This is a genomic window from Halobacillus hunanensis (assembly GCF_900166655.1).
Lineage (GTDB): Bacteria > Bacillota > Bacilli > Bacillales > Halobacillaceae > Halobacillus_A > Halobacillus_A hunanensis.
Window position 1 is genome coordinate 861,686 of sequence record NZ_FVZB01000006.1, and the last position, 16,984, is coordinate 878,669.

A 16,984-nucleotide genomic window follows, 5' to 3' on the forward strand; every position below is an offset into this window, starting at 1 on the left:
CCACATCCTGTGGGGCATGTGCCAACACCGAACGACCCCACATCCTGCGGGGCATGTGCCAACGTCGAACTACTCCACATCCTGTGGGGCAAAAAAAACCACCAGTCTCAGGGACTAGTGGTTTCCTCATTTAAGAAGTCGTAAGCAAAGAAGGATATAACGGGAAGCGAGACGTCAGCTTCTGAACACTTTCAGCTACTTCCTTCAATTTCGCTTCATCCTCATGATGTTTCAGCGTTGTGGCAATCTGCTCGGCCACTTCTTCCATTTCTTTTTCTTTAAAGCCGCGGCTTGTCACAGCGGCTGTCCCGATACGGATTCCGCTCGTAACAAATGGGCTTTCCGGATCAAATGGAATGGTATTTTTATTAGTCGTAATGCCGACTTCATCAAGCGCCTTCTCGGCTACTTTTCCTGTAAGTTCAAGATTTTGCAAATCAAGCAGCAATAGGTGATTATCTGTTCCGTCGGATACGAGACGAATACCATGTTTCTTAAGCGATTCGCCCAGCTGCTTAGCATTGGCGATAATTTGACGGGTATACTGCTTGAATTCCGGCTGCAATGCTTCCTTGAAGGAAACGGCTTTGGATGCGATCACGTGCATAAGCGGACCGCCTTGCATGCCAGGGAATACGGATTTATCGATTTTCTTCGCAAATTCTTCTTCACAAAAGATCATGCCGCCACGAGGACCACGCAATGTCTTGTGAGTCGTTGTCGTAACGAATTGAGCATGTGGAATTGGATTTGGATGCAAACCTGATGCGACCAGGCCTGCGATGTGAGCCATATCCACGAGAAGGTATGCCCCTACTTCATCAGCAATTTCACGGAATTTGGCAAAATCAATTTCACGCGGATAGGCACTTGCCCCAGCAACGATCAGCTTTGGCTTTACTTCTTTCGCTTTGGCCAAAACAGCATCGTAATCAATTTGTTCGTTATCCTGGTCGACGCCATATTCTTCAAAGTCATACAATGTACCACTAAAGTTCACAGGGCTGCCATGAGTCAAGTGACCGCCATGGTTCAAGTTCATGCCAAGCACTTTATCCCCAGGCTTAAGAACCGTAAAGTAAACGGCCATGTTCGCTTGAGCACCAGAATGCGGCTGAACATTCACATGCTCTGCTCCAAATAGTTCCTTAGCACGATCTCTTGCTAGGTTCTCGACCACGTCTACGTGCTCACAGCCGCCATAATAACGACGACCTGGATAACCTTCTGCATACTTGTTTGTTAACACTGAGCCCATGGCCTCCATAACGGCTTCTGAGACGAAGTTTTCTGAGGCAATCAGCTCAATATTGTTTTCCTGACGATCTTTTTCATCCTTAATTGCTGCGAATAGTTCTGCATCTGTTGATTTAACATGTTCCATGATCGAATTCCCCTCTCGAATTACTTTTCAAGTTCGTAAACCGCTCTGCTGCCGCCGACGAGTGGCGGACGTGTGCAGGCAACCGTGACATGTGCGTGTCCAATTGAATTCTGGTCAAGGCGAAGCGGTACAGCGACTCGCTTCAAATGCATGCCTATTAACGTATCTCCGATGTCAACACCTGCATCGGCTTCAACCGCTTCTACTAAAACAGGATCGTTCATATGTTTGAAAGCATAGGACGCCATTGAACCGCCTGCTTCCGCAACAGGTACAGCAGAAACTTCCTGGCAGCGGCGATCCTTCTGCACGGAACGTTCGATAACAAGTGAACGATTTAAATGTTCACAACATTGAAACGCTAGATCGATCCCTTTCTGTTCTGTGAGCTTATGCCATTCATTATACACCACTTCGGCAATGGCTTCACTACCGGAAGTTCCAATTCTTTCGCCAGCTATTTCACTTGTTGAGCAGCCAACGACGAGAAGACTACCTTTCTTAATGTGTCCACTCTCTAATAATTGTCGGACAACGGTAGATACCTCTTGTTGAATCGTTTGAATTTCAGTCATAGGCTCATCTCCTTTAGTTAAGAAGCAATGGTTCATGTGTTGAAAAAGAAAGATTGCCTCTTTTTCTGTACAGCCATTCTATCATACTTTTCAAAAATCTTCGGTGGGTATGTAGGCCTATAAGGAAGGAATAGCCTTTAAAAGAGCTCCCATGCGTTCAATCAGCCTAGAGGACGTTCTTACGCTTTTCCTTCATATTCGGTAATTTTTCCTACACGATTATCGTGACGGCCGCCTTCATAATCCGTCTCAAGCCATGTGCGGGCAATTTCCTTTGCTAAACCCGGTCCAATGACACGCTCGCCCATGCAAAGCATGTTCGAATTATTATGTTCACGCGTAGCCTTTGCCGTAAACAGATCATGCACAAGGGCAGCACGAATTCCCTTCACTTTATTAGCTGAGATGGACATACCGATGCCTGTCCCGCAAATCAAAATGCCTTTATCGAATTCACCGCTTGCCACTCGCTCTGCGGCTGGAATCGCATAATCGGGATAGTCTACGGATGTTTCACAATCGCAGCCCATATCCTCGAATTCAATATGTAATTCATCAAGTACGTCTGCTACTTCGCGGCGTAGGTTTACCCCGCCATGGTCGGATGCCAGAATCACTTTCATTTTGCTGCCACTCTCCTCATTACTTGTTTTGTTTCGTATAACGTTTAGGTTGCTCACAAGCTGCCAAACCCTATCCAGTCAGGTTAAACAAACGTTTGATTAATACTCGTTAAGCTTTTTTAGCTTCTCCACCAGCAAATCAATGTGCCGATTAAGTTCATCTCTCGTTTCTCTGTACACTTTTACATTTTTTCCAAAGGGATCGGTTATATTCAAGTTCGGAATGTCACTTTCAAGCTGCTGAATCCTTTCGATTTCAGCGGCCAATTCTTCCCTCAGCTGGGTCTCTATTTCAGCTTCTGTCAAGTTGTCCTGGAGATTGCTTAGAATCCATGAGCGCTTTTCCTCAAAAGTGGTGTAAAGTTCTTTCAGCTCCTGCCATTGTGTTTCATCGATCAGAACATATTCCTTTAATGTGAAGAACTTCGTATGGTCTTCTGGATACTGAAGAGCTAAGGTCTGCTTATGTTTGTCTGTCATCGTTAACACAAGGTTAGACCAATCAATGATCTCCTGGGTGATTGGTGTTGAGGAATGGTTGAAGGATAATCCAACTTCACTGAGCACATGCTCTGACCCTTCCGACAACGGCTGTCCTGAACCCGCAAAAATACCAGCCGAGCGAACCTCCACATCATTGTATTTAAACCTTAAAAGAGCCTCAGCCATTGGACTGCGGCATGTGTTCCCTGTACATACAAATAATAGATTCATCGTGGTACACTCCTCACTTGAGGCTTTTTATCTATCATATCATATCTATTTCGCAAAAAAATAGTTTAGAAAATTGCATATAGGCCAAGCGCACACAATATGCTTCCCCCTAACAGTTCGCTATACGTGCCAAGCAGACCGCTTGCCCTTCTTCCAAGCACAAAACCAGCCCATGTCAGGAGGGTACTGACCACCCCAAAGGAAAGCACAGAAACGATGATCGCTGTCTGGTGAAGACCAAGACTAAACCCGACAGGAAAGCTGTCTATGCTAACACTAATTGCAAAAATCCATAATCCAGCGCCAACGAGGGAATGGGCAGCAGAACGTTTTTCTGCAAATGATGCAAAAATAGTATAGCAGCCAAGCCCGAATAACAAGAATCCTCCTGCCACAGCAGCCCACGTACTGGCATTGGACGACAGCCAGGAACCCAAAATGATTCCGAGACCTGGCATAAACATATGAAATAACCCGACGACAATTCCGGCAAAAAAAGCATGCTTAAGCCTGACCGCCTGCATCCCCATTCCGAGGGATACAGAGAAAGCATCCATACCGAGCGCAAACGACAGCAATACTAATGAAGCAGCTTGTTCGATCATTTGAGAAAGCCCCCCTCCGGACATGCTATGCGGGGCTTTCAACTTGTATGTCCGTTACTGGATAACTTTTTGGACAGCCGCTTTTGACAAACGATTCATGACAGCAGCGCCTACTCCATGGTCCGGAAAAGTTTCACATAAGATAACATCAACATCCGCTTTTTTAAATTGTCGCAGTGCACCATAGAGATTCCCGGCCACTTCGGCCAAGTTTTCTCTTGAGCCACAGCGCAGAATTCGCGAATGGTCCAGCTCGTCCGCCAGTTCATGACTTGCCATCACACCAACGCGTTTATCCACAGCCTGCAGCTGGTTGATTTGATCTTGAAAAAATGAACCGTCCCCGTCAACGAGCCAGAGTGGTGCCTCTGGGGCATAGTGAGTATATTTCATGCCAGGTGATTTCGGCTTAGAACCTTGAGCAGCTAAAGCCGGATCCACAATCACATCAGGAATCAATGGCTGCAAATCCTCTTTTGTCACACCACCAGGCCGGAGGATCATCGGAATCTCAGCTGTGCAATCAACCACTGTGGATTCAACCCCGACTCCAGTTGGCCCCCCATCGACAATCCCGGCGATCCGCCCGTCGAGGTCCTGCGCAACATGAACCGCTTCGGTGGGACTCGGTCTTCCTGAACGATTGGCACTAGGGGCAGCTAAAGGAGTGCCGGCAGCTTTTAAAATACTTAACGCCACAGGGTGATCAGGCATACGTATGCCAACCGTCGGCAGTCCAGCCGTGACATTTTCAGCAGCTGCACCATTGCTCGGCAGGATCAATGTTAATGGACCCGGCCAAAACTGTTCGATTAACTGACGGGCAATAGGTGGAATCTCGGTAACCAGCTCTTCTACCTGTGATTGATCACCCACATGTACGATTAACGGATTATCCGCCGGGCGCCCTTTTGCCTCAAAAATCCGCTGAACAGCGGCAGCATTCGTCGCATCTCCTCCGAGTCCATACACCGTTTCGGTCGGAAAAGCCACAACCTGCTGCTGCTTGAGCAGCTCAGCAGCTTCTATAATGGCCTCATCATCTTCTGATACATGTGTGGATAGCTTCCAATGTTGTGTTGAGTTATTCATGTCTGGCGCTCCTTTTATCTTCTGGAAAAGTTAAATAGTTCAGTTCAGCGTTTGCATCTTGTTTCAGCTGGGTAATTATATACTAACATTATGAATAATTCAGTAGTTATTCGCAAATCCAGACACTACTAACAGGTTATCCTCAACTTATCAACAAATTTATCCACATATTCACCGCTTTCACACGATACCCTCTCATTTATCCATTAAATTATTCACAATATATCCACAGTAATTGATGTGATTGTGAATAAAACATGCACTTATTCACATTAATTGTTGATAACATCATATGTCCACAAGCTTTGCTGCTCATCTTTACATACAAATTGTTGATGAGTGAGTAATCTGTTTAAATCATCAGAATGACTTTCCACTTGAAGTTCTCGAATGCCTTCCTCTTTCGCATAGTTCTGAATCAACTCAAACACGTATAATACCCCTGCCTTGGAGACGTCCGCCGAAACTTGAAGCTGGCGCAGTTTTTTCACACCCAGCTTTTGTTCGTCCAGAATAAACGACCCCACCTCTTCATTATCCCGCTTAATCAGATATCCACATTCCCCATTATGTTTGAGTGCTAATTTTTCAATATACACAGAAAATCCCCCTTTTCTAGTACTTGTTTGAAAGGCTGCCGTAATTGGAGACCTTTCTAGTACTCTATGAGAAAAAGAGGAAAATATGCTAGGAAACGATTTTATTCCAAAGTTTCACAAGAAAGAATTCCACTTCCTGCTTTTCAGGCTCAGCTGTTTCTTCTGATGATTTTTCCTGTTTCTGGTCCGCTTCCTTCTCTTCGGCATGAGCTACCGTTGCTCCATTGGAGAAATCGAGGAAACAAAGTGGCGGGAACAATACACACCACCAGTTGTCGCCCTCTCCTTCACCAAGCGTGATCAGAATCGCTTCATATTCACCTGCCGGATAAATGTAGGAGCCGTAAAGCTTCGTCGGGAACTCTACCTGCTTGCCATATTCGACTTGATAGCTCTGCGTAATCTCTGACTGTTCAATCGTTTCTTTTACAATCGTATCTATTTCCTGAAGCCGGGATTGAATCAAGGCTCGCGCCGCGTCAATCGACGTCAGGTCCTCTACCCATGTCGTAATTTCCGCGTTGACTGCATCACGAACGTCACGCTTTAAATCCTGGGCTTTTTCTTTGTTACTATCTGCTAGAATCCGAAGGCGAATCGCTTCGTCGGGAATCACTTTATATGAAGAGCTTGAGGAAGCACTACTCATGTCTCCCCAAGGTAGAATGGATAGACTCAGTAAAATGGCGGTCGCAGCCAGAATTATTTTTCTCATAAAAAATCCCTCCCTGTTACTGGCTAGTATGGGCAGGGAGGAAATCTTTTAAACCTCTAAATCTATTAAATGAATGCAACTTGATAGTCTCAGGCTTTACAGCCGATATTTTATCAGGCGATAATAATAATTTTTTTCCGAAGGGAGGTATTAACGGAAGGGATTGTTCCCTAATAAAAGAGGATTTTCCCGTTCTCCACAGGATCGTTCCCTGAAGGAAATCGAGCATATATTCGACCGCAGCTTTTCTCGAAGTCGAACTGAGTTAGACTAATTCCGCAAAAATCATGCGGTCTTTTTGATTAATATCCTGCTTGATTTCAACACGATAGTCTGGCAGCTTGGTTTCAATGATCGTTTTAACCGCTTCCCCTTGTTCGTGGCCAATTTCAAAAGCCATTAACCTTGGGGATAACTTAAAATGGACGATCTGATCCACGATTGTTTGATAAGCGGCTAACCCATCGTTATCAGCAAAAAGAGCCAGCTCAGGATCAAAATTTTTCACTGTATCCTGAAGCTCCTCTCCACGTGAAATATAGGGGGGATTCGATATGAGAACATCAATAGGCTGCTGTTTGATCGGCTCCAGAAAATCGCCATAAAAAAACGCCACCTCAGCCTCAAGCGCTTCCGCATTCTTCCTGGCTGTCTCCAGTGCATCCGTCGAGAGATCTGAGGCTACTATTTGGCTTGCAGGCTCCTCAAGCTTCATCGTAACCGCAATAATTCCGCTGCCCGTCCCCAGGTCTGCCACGACCGGAGATTCCAGGTGAGAACTAGACTGCATCCTCTCCAGCGTACCTAACACAAGCTCCTCTGTTTCCGGCCTCGGTATGAGAACAGCTTCGTTAACGAAGAACTCCCTGCCATAGAACGGGGCTTTGCCAATCAGGTGCTGTACGGGGACGCCCGTTTCGGCATGGTCCTTGATCGCACGGATAAAGGACGGTTTCACTGCCTCAGGAAAAGGGTCTCGTTCATAAGCAAGCAGCTGGGAGAAGCTCAGTTTAAGCATATCTTCAAGCAGCAAGTCAGCGACTCTCACTTCTCGACCATTTTCTTGTAAAAAAAGAGAAGCCCAGCGTCGGACTTCTCCAATGGTCGTAAACGACAACTTACTCACCGATAGACTCCAGCTTCTTTGTCTGCTCTTCAATTAACAATGCGTCGATGATCTCTTCCATATTGCCTTGCAGAACTTGATCAAGTTTCTGCAGCGTTAAGCCGATACGGTGGTCCGTGACACGTGTTTGCGGGAAATTATACGTACGAATCCGCTCTGAACGGTCACCCGTTCCAACTGCTGATTTACGACTTTCATCGTACTCAGCCTGTTGTTCACGCTGAACTTTATCATAAATTCGAGCCCGTAACACCTTCATCGCTTTTTCCTTGTTTTTAATCTGCGACTTTTCATCCTGACAGGAAACGACAATCCCTGTCGGCTCGTGCGTCAAACGGACAGCTGACATCGTCGTATTTACACTTTGCCCGCCTGGTCCACTAGAAGCAAACGTGTCGACACGAATATCCTTATCGTGCACTTCGACCTCAACTTCTTCCGCTTCAGGCATAACGACGACAGTTGCAGTTGACGTATGAATCCGTCCGCCCGATTCCGTTTCCGGGACACGCTGCACACGATGGGCGCCATTTTCAAACTTCATTTTCGAAAAGGCACGATCTCCATTAATCATGAAAATGATCTCTTTATAGCCGCCCACATCATTGGCATTTGCCTCAATCACTTCAGTCTTCCAGCCCTGAGATTCCGCGTACCTTGCATACATGCGGTAAAGATCCCCCGCAAATAAAGCCGCTTCATCTCCCCCAGCTGCTCCGCGTACTTCCATAATAACGTTTTTATCATCGTTCGGATCTTTCGGAAGCATAAGGACTTTCAAACGCTCTTCCAGTTCCTGTTTTCGATCTGAAAGCTCGCTGATTTCCTCTTTGACCATCTCTTCCATATCATCATCAAGACTGTCCTCAAGCATGACCTTCGCATCGTCAAGCTGCCCGGTCACTTCCTTGTACTCACGATAGGCGGTCACCGTTTCAGCAAGCCCAGACTGTTCTTTAGAGTATTCACGCAGTTTATCCGTATCCGAAATCACTTCCGGATCACTAAGTAATTCATTTAATTTTTCATAACGATCTTCAAGTGTTTGCAAACGTTCGATCAATGGTATGCACCTCTTTCTCCATAACAGTCTAATTATATTATAGAGAAGGTGGGGTTACAACCACGTCCCCTGAAAAAACAATCTCTCCGCAAGAGCCAGGATTGCACATAATGGGAGGATTATTGCATGATATTCTGGTTAATTGCCTATTTCTTAAACTTAGTTGCATATGAAAGCCATTAATTGCACGATTGTAACGTTCAATTGCATATTTCCAGCACCATCAGGCTTATCGTATGTTTACATTAATGTTATAGCGAGGCACAGCACTATAAACAGCTTCTTTGATCTGCTTAGACCAATCCATCTTCTCATCGCTGCTCAGTTCGCGATCGACATCAACGGTCACCCGCGCCTGACCAGCTTCGATAATCACCCGCTTAACAGTGACGCCAGGAACCTGATTGGCAGCTTCTTTCATTAACTCGCGATCCTGCTTCAATCCCCAAGTATCGCCTACTAGGTCCATGGAGCGAGGGTTTTCAATCTCTGCTTCAGATGTATGCTCATCTTTCACGCTTAAATTCTCAATATCATCACGTGTGGTACTGCCTTGAAAATTTTCATATTCCTGCCCGCAAGCCGTCATGAATAATGTCATAAGAATTCCTGCCATTATGATCCTTATCATCTTTCACACCTCTTCTCTTTTTCCATAGTGTGTACGGATTAGAAAAGGATTATGCGCCATGCCATCGACACTTTCTTTCATCATGCAGCACTTCGATTACATAAAAAACCACCGACCATTAGGTCAGTGGTTATTAACCATCATGCATGTTTTTCGGCGTGAGCCTTCACTTGCGCTTGCCTGGGCTTATTCGGGACCTCATGATGGTGGCGGCATCTGGGCTCGTACGATTCAGAAGCTCCAACTAAAATAATTGGATCATCATAGGAAGCAGGCTCGCCGTCGATCAAGCGCTGTGTTCGACTGGCCGGAGAACCACACACAGGGCAAATCGCATTCAACTTCGTAACACTTTCACTCAAAGCCATCAGTTCAGGGACTTTGCCAAACGGTTCCCCACGGAAATCCGTATCCAATCCTGCAACGATGACACGAATGCCGCGGTCAGCCAGACATTCTACAACTTCTACAATGTTATCATCAAAAAATTGCACTTCATCGATCCCTACAATATCGACTTCATTACTGACTTCTCTGAGAATTTCCAACGACTCTGCAACCGGTCTTGCAAGCACAGAAGTTCCATTGTGAGACACGATGGAATCCTCTTTATATCGATTATCAATGGCGGGTTTAAATACACGAACAGACAAGTTGCCATATGTAGCTCGGCGCACGCGGCGAATCAATTCTTCTGATTTCCCGCTGAACATACTTCCGCAGATCACCTCAACCCATCCGCTCTGTTTCATTACATACACGTCCACTGTCGCTCCCTTCACACATCTTCCATCCATCTATTTTTGACAAAAAAAGCTCCCTGTATGAGATGGCTGAACTCACATAGGGATGACTCTTTATGCTGCTGTCCTTCGATTTCCTTTAACAAAAAAACAGGCAAAAGGTAAGACAATTTGCCTGTTCTTGTTCAAAATTATGCTGGGATCATCAAAGATGACCGCACATTATTATGAAAGGTTATATTTTTTCTTGAAGCGATCCACACGGCCGCCAGCTTTGTCAGCTTTTTGTTTGCCTGTGTAGAACGGATGAGACGCAGAACTAATTTCAACACGGATAAGCGGGTAAGTGTTCCCGTCTTCCCATTCGATTGTTTCGTCAGATCCTTGTGTAGATCCAGCGATAAATTTGAAATCAGAACTTGTATCAAGGAATACAACTTTACGGTATTCTGGATGAATTCCTGCTTTCATGTTCTTCCACTCCTTTTTGCCCTGAATCCTCTGGAAACAGAGTTATTGTAAGAGCCGTCGAAGGTTAGTCGATACACCTTTTACTGAAACTCACATAGAAAGATTATATCAGTCTACGCAGTCCAATGCAACAGCGCGAAGTATCCTTTTTTCTGGAAAAGCAATCAGCTGCGACGGGATGAGGTTGTTTTCCCTTTCATATCCTTATCCATCAGATCGAAAAATTCCTCATTTGTTTTCGATGACCGCAGCCTGCGTAGAAAACGGTCGATGAAATCGTGAGAATCCGACATCGTTTTACGAATCGCCCACACTTTGTCTAATTCAGATTTCGGCAGCAGCAGTTCTTCTTTACGAGTTCCGGAACGAGTAATGTCAATCGCAGGGAAGATACGTCGTTCAGCCAGACTGCGATCAAGGTGAAGCTCCATGTTTCCGGTTCCTTTAAATTCTTCATAAATAACATCATCCATGCGGGAACCTGTATCCACTAATGCCGTAGCTAAGATGGTAAAACTACCACCCTCTTCGATATTTCTTGCCGCTCCGAAGAAACGCTTCGGACGGTGGAAAGCTGCAGGGTCGATCCCTCCAGAAAGCGTTCGTCCGCTTGGCGGGATTACAAGGTTATAAGCACGCGCAAGACGCGTAATGCTGTCCATTAAAATAATTACGTCACTCTTATGTTCAACCAGTCTCATCGCCCGCTCCAAGACGAGTTCAGCTACTTTAATATGGTTTTCCGGTACCTCATCAAAGGTTGAACTTACCACATCAACATCTGGATCCACATAACGCTCGATATCTGTTACTTCTTCCGGACGTTCATCGACAAGTAAAATAATTAATTTTGACTCAGGATGATTAGTAGAAATGCTGTTTGCAATTTGTTTCAACAGCATTGTCTTACCCGCTTTAGGCGGGGCAACAATTAATCCACGCTGACCATATCCGACCGGTGCCATCAAGTCCATAATCCGTGTTGAAAGTTTTTTACTTTCTGTTTCAAGCTTCATGTGACGGTCCGGATAGAGCGGCGTTAAAGCAGGAAAATGGACTCGTTCTTTCGCCGTCTCCGGATCTTCTCCGTTTACTGCATCTACGTGAAGCAATCCGTAATACCGCTCATTTTCCTTAGGCGGTCTAACTTTCCCTGAAACTTTGTCACCATTACGCAAATCAAATCTGCGAATTTGTGATGCTGAGATGTAAATGTCCTCAGCACTCGGAGAATAGTTGATTGGACGAAGGAAGCCAAATCCTTCAGAAGGGATTATTTCTAAGATGCCATCCATAAATAGAAAGCCATCTTTCTCAGCTTGTGCTTTCAAAATTGCGAAAATCAACTCTCGCTTCGTCAGCTTGGCATAATAAGATACCTTGTACTGCTTCGCTAAAGAATAGAGTTTCTTTAACGTCATGCCTTCTAGGTTGGATATTGATAGTTCTGCCACAAAATCACCACTTTAATTATTTTTAGCTTAAGCATCCTCGTTGACCGTCGTTTCCTAACGAGAAAATTAAACGGAGATCGTGCTTGAGCTTTTTTATAGATTGTGTGTATACCAGAGTAAGCTCTCTACTAATCTATGCTGATCTTAGTATGAGCGTTGATTGCCCTTTTTGGAAATAAAAAGAAGAAACAAGAGGGATGTGAAGCTTACAGAGGTTTACAATTAAATTATTTCTTTGATTCTTTATTGTTAGAAACCTACCTTATTGTACATCTAGTAATCACATTGGTTCAAGAGGTTTTTTTGGCAAGTCTTTCAGAGGGTAAAAAGTAGGGTAGGGAAACTGAATATCTTCAGCTTCCCCATTTATCCTGCTATTTAATCACTAAATTCGGTTTCTTCTTCAAACTATGGTCGCCATCAATAAAACGAACCGTGCCGGATTTAGCTCGCATGACAACCGTTTGGGTGGTTGCCTTCTGTCCCTTAAATTGGACACCTTGAAGAAGTTCTCCGTCTGTTACTCCTGTGGCTGCGAAGATGGCATCATCCCCGCCGCAGAAGTCTTCCATGTAAAGTACTTTGTTGATGTCTTCAATCCCCATATCCTTACATCTGTTGCGTTCTTCCTCATTTGAAGCAATGAGTTTTCCCTGGATTTCTCCGCCAAGACATTTAAGCGCAACCGCAGCGAGTACCCCTTCAGGTGCTCCGCCGGATCCGAATAAAATATCGACACCTGTATCGTCAAATGCCGTATTAATTGCGGCAGCCACATCTCCATCAGAAATCAGCTTAATACGAGCACCTGCTGCTCGAATTTCTTCAATAATCCCTTCATGCCGTTTCCGATTTAGAACAATCGCTACAACATCTTCCACGTCTTTATTTTTCGCTTTAGCTACGGCAGCCAGATTTTCAGATACAGATGCGTTAATATCAACTTTTCCGACAGCTTCCGGCCCAACGGCAATCTTTTCCATGTACATATCCGGGGCATGTAACAGCTGGTTGTGATCAGCAATCGCAATGACAGCCAGCGCATTCCACGTTCCTTGTGCAACAATGTTAGTTCCCTCAAGTGGATCTACAGCTACATCCACTCTTGGACCGAAGCCATTCCCTAGAGTCTCCCCAATATAAAGCATAGGTGCTTCGTCCATTTCGCCTTCCCCGATTACAACGGTTCCTTTCATCGGGATCGTGTCAAAAACGTCACGCATGGCAGAGGTCGCCGCATCATCAGCCTCGTCTTTCTTTCCTCTTCCCATCCAGCGAGCTGATGATAAAGCTGCTGCCTCGGTTACTCTGACTAATTCCATTGATAAACTTCTTTCCATGGTTCATTCTCCCCATTCTCTATTTAGAATTTTTCCTCATCTCCCCATGGCCCCACAAGAAGTGGGGGTCTTTCAATATTAGCAAATGCTCCATAAGAGCGGGATTGTGCTACTGTCCAGCCGCTTTTCTACTGTCCAGCTGCAGCGCCCAGACACTCGAGACATAAGCAGTTCGCCTCCGTCGGGAAAGAACACCCGACTGCGCCGCACTGCTTGGGCCCGCAGGACGCGGGTCAGTTCGACGTTGGCACAGGACGTGCCGAACTTAGTCGAACTTCCTCTTTATCCGATCTTAGCCGATCTTCCTCTATCTAGGGCGCTTCCGCTTTTCTTATGAATTCTGAAACTGCTCGACTTCTTCTTCTGACATCTCTTCATACCAGATATTGGCTCCGAGCTCTACCAGCTTGTTCGTAATGTTTTCATAACCACGTTCGATGTGATCTACGCCAGTGATTTCAGTTACACCGCCGGCCATTAGCCCTGCGATCACTAAAGCAGCACCTGCCCGTAAATCAGAGGCTTTCACTTTTGCTCCTTCAAGTTTTGACGGACCAGCTACAATTGCAGCTCCCCCCTCCACTTTGATCGAAGCATTCATGCGGCGCAGTTCATCGACATGCTTGAACCTAGCTTGATAGATCGTATCGGTAACGACACCCGTTCCCTCCGCCTTCGTAAGCAAAGTAGTAAAGGGCTGCTGTAAATCAGTCGGAAATCCGGGGTAAACGAGTGTCTTAATGTCGACACTCTTCATTTTTTCACCAGGTCTGATATAAAGCTGTTCGTCGTTTTCCTCAATCGTTACACCCATTTCACGAAGCTTGGCCAGCAGTGATTCAAGGTGTTGCGGGATGACGTTATCAATAATCATCTCTTCTCCCTGAGCTGCAGCCATGATCGTATAAGTGCCCGCTTCAATCCGATCCGGAATAATCGTATGCAGGCAGCCATTTAAATCATTGACGCCTTCAATTCGGATTACATCCGTCCCGGCACCCTTAATTTTCGCGCCCATGCTCGTTAACAAGGTCGCTACATCAATGATCTCTGGCTCCTTGGCTGCATTTTCAATGGTTGTCTTCCCTTTGGCTCTCACGGCTGCCAACATAATGTTAATCGTAGCGCCTACACTTACCACATCTAAATAAATTCTAGCCCCGCGCAGTTCCTTAGCACGCAAATAAATCGCACCTTGTTCGTTAGACACTTCAGCTCCAAGAGCTTCAAACCCTTTAATATGCTGGTCAATTGGACGCGGTCCGAGGTGACATCCGCCTGGCAGTCCAATCACCGCTTTATTGAAACGGCCCAGCATTGCCCCCATAAAATAATAAGAGGCTCGCAGCTTTTTCACGCGGCCGTTTGGAAGCGGCATTGAGATCATTTCAGAAGGGTCGATTTCAATCGTCTGCCCATCTCGATGAACGGTCCCTCCTATTTCCTCAAGCAAATCAGACAACGTTCCTACATCTGAAATATTTGGAAGCCCTTCAATTGTTACTTTGGAACTCGCTAAAATCGCAGCAGGTAATAGAGCAACGGCGCTGTTTTTTGCACCACTGACACGTACTTGTCCGCGTAAGCGCGTGCCGCCTTCTACTAGTAGTTTTCTCATGGGAAACTCCTCACTTTAAAGGTAAAGATTATATCTTTATCATGTGCAATTTTTGCCAAATGACTCGTATTATTTTTGATTATTCCAGTCATTAAGGAATTTTTCAATACCTTGGTCAGTCAGAGGATGCTTGACAAGTTGATCAAAAAGTTTAAATGGAACCGTTGCGATGTGTGCTCCATTCAGGGCTGCGTCCGTTATATGCACAGGATGACGCACGGAAGCAGCGATGATTTCCGTATCAATCGCATGACGATCGAAAATCTCAGCAATTTGAGCTACGAGCTCCATTCCGTTATGGCCAATGTCATCAAGACGGCCTAGAAATGGCGAAACGTAAGAGGCACCAGCTCGTGCAGCAAGCAAGGCCTGGTTGGCTGAGAAAATGAGCGTAACGTTCGTCTTGATATTTAGGTCACTTAAAGCTTTAACAGCCTTCAGCCCTTCTAAAGTCATGGGAACCTTCACCGTAATGTTAGGGGCAATCGCGGCCAGCTCCTTGGCTTCTTTAAGCATTCCTTCTGAATCGAGCGAAATAACTTCTGCACTTACTGACCCATCCACTTCTTCGGTAATCTCTTTAAGGCGTTCGTGAAAAGAAACCCCTTCTTTTGCGACTAAACTTGGGTTAGTGGTAACCCCAGCAAGTACTCCTAACGCATTCGCTTCTTTAATCTCGTTAATATTAGCCGTATCGATAAAAAACTTCATAGTAATAAGTTCCTCCTATGTTGAAAATTGTAGAATGATGGCGTTTTCATACATGTTGAAAAGGAAACCGTTACGGTGTAACGGCTTCCTTGAACACTATCTTTATGCTTTTTGCGAAGAACCAAATTCGCGCATTTTGCCAATAACGGTTTCTTTAATGGCGTCGCGGCCAGGTCCCAAGTATTTACGGGGATCGTATTGTTCCGGCTGTTCAGCAAGAACTTTACGTACCGCTTTACCTTGAGAAATTTGGTTTTCTGTATTTACGTTAATTTTTGCTGTACCGAAGGAAATTGCCTTCTTGATATCAGCTGTCGGGATGCCTGTTCCACCGTGAAGTACAAGCGGTTTGTCAACAAGGCCCATAATTTCTTCCATGCGGTCAAAGCCAAGGTTCGGTTCACCTTTGTAAGGTCCGTGAACAGATCCAAGAGCAGGTGCAAATACATCCACATCCGTCTCATCAACGAGTTGCTTACACTCCGCAGGGATTGCATAAGCTGCTTCAGCATCTTCTACGATAAGGTCGTCTTCTTGTCCGCCGACACGGCCAAGCTCTGCCTCAACAGACACACCGTGTATATGAGCAAGCTCTACGACTTTTTTCGTAAGAGCGATGTTTTCTTCTAACGGATCATGAGACGCGTCGATCATAACAGAAGTGAATCCAGCGTGAATCGCTTCTGCACACTTTTCAAAACTTGAACCGTGATCTAAGTGGATCGCAACAGGTACAGTTGTCCCATAAGATTCCATGAGTGATTCAACCATAGCTACCACTACGTTAAATCCGCCCATGTAACGTCCAGCACCCTCAGATACTCCAAGGATAACAGGGGATTGCTCTTCTTCAGCAGCCTGAAGAATCGCTTGAGCATATTCCAGATTATTAAGGTTGAACTGTCCTACTCCGTAACGTTCTTCCTTAGCTTTTTCTAGCATTTCTTTCATAGAAACTAACGGCATGAAAGATCCTCCTTTAATGAAAATACGTCTAGTATTTACTCCCATATCTTCAATTTATCTTTTTGAAAAATATGTCGTATAAGTAAGCCACATTAATAAGAATACCAATACCCTTTCTAAGGTGCAACACTCCAAGGATGAGATAGCGCTTTCAACTTAAAAAAGATTTTGGGAAGTAACTATTCGTATTCCATCTAAGGGGAAATTTAACAATTTAATGGTCTAGAGGCTAACATCATTAATGGTTTTGTGAGAGTTATTATTATAGAAGATGTATATTTTATAAGGTTAAAGAATTCAACCGTTCCATTATCTCGATGAGGCGAAGGTGGTCGGGGAAATAACTCGCTTTCCGTGGGCGTACGGTGAGCTTCCTCAGGCTGCGCCTTCCGGGATCTCACCTTGTACGATCCTCCCATAGGAGTCTCGCCATTTCCCCTCCCACCTTTCTAAAAAGAAGAAGGAAACGGATCACTACCATTTCAGGCACAATCCAAGACCATTCATGGACGAGTAAATTCATTGAAGCTACTATTTCCCTAGTATAACCACGA

Annotated in this window: 18 protein-coding genes; all 18 read right to left on the reverse strand. The window is 45.2% G+C overall.

Features of this window, described 5'->3' with window-relative positions; translation table 11 throughout:
- Positions 1-130: 130 nt before the first annotated feature.
- A complete protein-coding gene (locus tag B5354_RS09860) occupies positions 131-1,384 on the reverse strand; it encodes a serine hydroxymethyltransferase (RefSeq protein ID WP_079528282.1) in 1,254 nt (417 codons plus the stop codon).
- A gap of 20 nt (positions 1,385-1,404) precedes the next feature.
- Complete coding sequence (locus tag B5354_RS09865; protein WP_245804777.1) at positions 1,405-1,950, reverse strand: TIGR01440 family protein; 546 nt, start codon at positions 1,948-1,950, stop codon at positions 1,405-1,407.
- A gap of 188 nt (positions 1,951-2,138) precedes the next feature.
- Positions 2,139-2,582 (reverse strand): ribose 5-phosphate isomerase B, encoded by a 444-nt coding sequence (gene rpiB, locus B5354_RS09870; protein WP_079528286.1) that lies wholly within the window; start codon positions 2,580-2,582, stop codon positions 2,139-2,141.
- Between the two features lie 99 nt (positions 2,583-2,681).
- Complete coding sequence (locus B5354_RS09875) at positions 2,682-3,296, reverse strand: low molecular weight protein arginine phosphatase (RefSeq protein WP_079528288.1); 615 nt, start codon at positions 3,294-3,296, stop codon at positions 2,682-2,684.
- A 65-nt stretch (positions 3,297-3,361) separates the two neighbouring features.
- Positions 3,362-3,901, reverse strand: a complete 540-nt coding sequence (locus B5354_RS09880; RefSeq protein ID WP_342742985.1) for a manganese efflux pump MntP — start codon at positions 3,899-3,901, stop codon at positions 3,362-3,364.
- A gap of 54 nt (positions 3,902-3,955) precedes the next feature.
- Entirely contained in the window at positions 3,956-4,993 is a 1,038-nt protein-coding gene (locus B5354_RS09885; RefSeq protein ID WP_079528289.1) for an L-threonylcarbamoyladenylate synthase, read from the reverse strand.
- A 272-nt stretch (positions 4,994-5,265) separates the two neighbouring features.
- The gene (locus tag B5354_RS09890) at positions 5,266-5,592 is read right to left on the reverse strand and encodes a hypothetical protein (RefSeq protein WP_079528291.1); all 327 of its coding nucleotides are present in this window, start codon (positions 5,590-5,592) and stop codon (positions 5,266-5,268) included.
- Positions 5,593-5,680: 88 nt separating this feature from the next.
- The gene (gene spoIIR, locus B5354_RS09895; protein WP_079528292.1) at positions 5,681-6,307 is read right to left on the reverse strand and encodes a stage II sporulation protein R; all 627 of its coding nucleotides are present in this window, start codon (positions 6,305-6,307) and stop codon (positions 5,681-5,683) included.
- A 265-nt stretch (positions 6,308-6,572) separates the two neighbouring features.
- Positions 6,573-7,433: a peptide chain release factor N(5)-glutamine methyltransferase gene (prmC, locus tag B5354_RS09900; protein ID WP_079528294.1), complete on the reverse strand. Its 861-nt coding sequence runs from the start codon at positions 7,431-7,433 to the stop codon at positions 6,573-6,575.
- On the reverse strand, positions 7,426-8,496 hold the full coding sequence (gene prfA / locus B5354_RS09905; protein ID WP_079528296.1) for a peptide chain release factor 1: 1,071 nt from the start codon (positions 8,494-8,496) through the stop codon (positions 7,426-7,428). The genes prmC and prfA overlap by 8 nt, the downstream gene beginning before the upstream one ends.
- A gap of 229 nt (positions 8,497-8,725) precedes the next feature.
- Positions 8,726-9,127 (reverse strand): hypothetical protein, encoded by a 402-nt coding sequence (locus B5354_RS09910; protein ID WP_079528297.1) that lies wholly within the window; start codon positions 9,125-9,127, stop codon positions 8,726-8,728.
- Between the two features lie 140 nt (positions 9,128-9,267).
- Complete coding sequence (locus B5354_RS09915) at positions 9,268-9,888, reverse strand: thymidine kinase (protein ID WP_079529139.1); 621 nt, start codon at positions 9,886-9,888, stop codon at positions 9,268-9,270.
- A gap of 207 nt (positions 9,889-10,095) precedes the next feature.
- A complete protein-coding gene (locus B5354_RS09920; RefSeq protein WP_079528299.1) occupies positions 10,096-10,341 on the reverse strand; it encodes a type B 50S ribosomal protein L31 in 246 nt (81 codons plus the stop codon).
- Between the two features lie 164 nt (positions 10,342-10,505).
- A complete protein-coding gene (gene rho / locus B5354_RS09925; protein ID WP_079528301.1) occupies positions 10,506-11,795 on the reverse strand; it encodes a transcription termination factor Rho in 1,290 nt (429 codons plus the stop codon).
- 374 nt (positions 11,796-12,169) lie between these two features.
- Positions 12,170-13,135, reverse strand: coding sequence for a class II fructose-bisphosphatase (glpX, locus tag B5354_RS09930; RefSeq protein WP_079528303.1), 966 nt, complete (start codon positions 13,133-13,135; stop codon positions 12,170-12,172).
- A gap of 331 nt (positions 13,136-13,466) precedes the next feature.
- Complete coding sequence (locus tag B5354_RS09935) at positions 13,467-14,753, reverse strand: UDP-N-acetylglucosamine 1-carboxyvinyltransferase (RefSeq protein WP_079528305.1); 1,287 nt, start codon at positions 14,751-14,753, stop codon at positions 13,467-13,469.
- A gap of 69 nt (positions 14,754-14,822) precedes the next feature.
- Positions 14,823-15,464: a fructose-6-phosphate aldolase gene (fsa, locus tag B5354_RS09940; RefSeq protein ID WP_079528307.1), complete on the reverse strand. Its 642-nt coding sequence runs from the start codon at positions 15,462-15,464 to the stop codon at positions 14,823-14,825.
- Positions 15,465-15,566: 102 nt separating this feature from the next.
- On the reverse strand, positions 15,567-16,430 hold the full coding sequence (gene fba, locus B5354_RS09945) for a class II fructose-1,6-bisphosphate aldolase (RefSeq protein ID WP_079528309.1): 864 nt from the start codon (positions 16,428-16,430) through the stop codon (positions 15,567-15,569).
- Between the last annotated feature and the right edge of the window lie 554 nt (positions 16,431-16,984).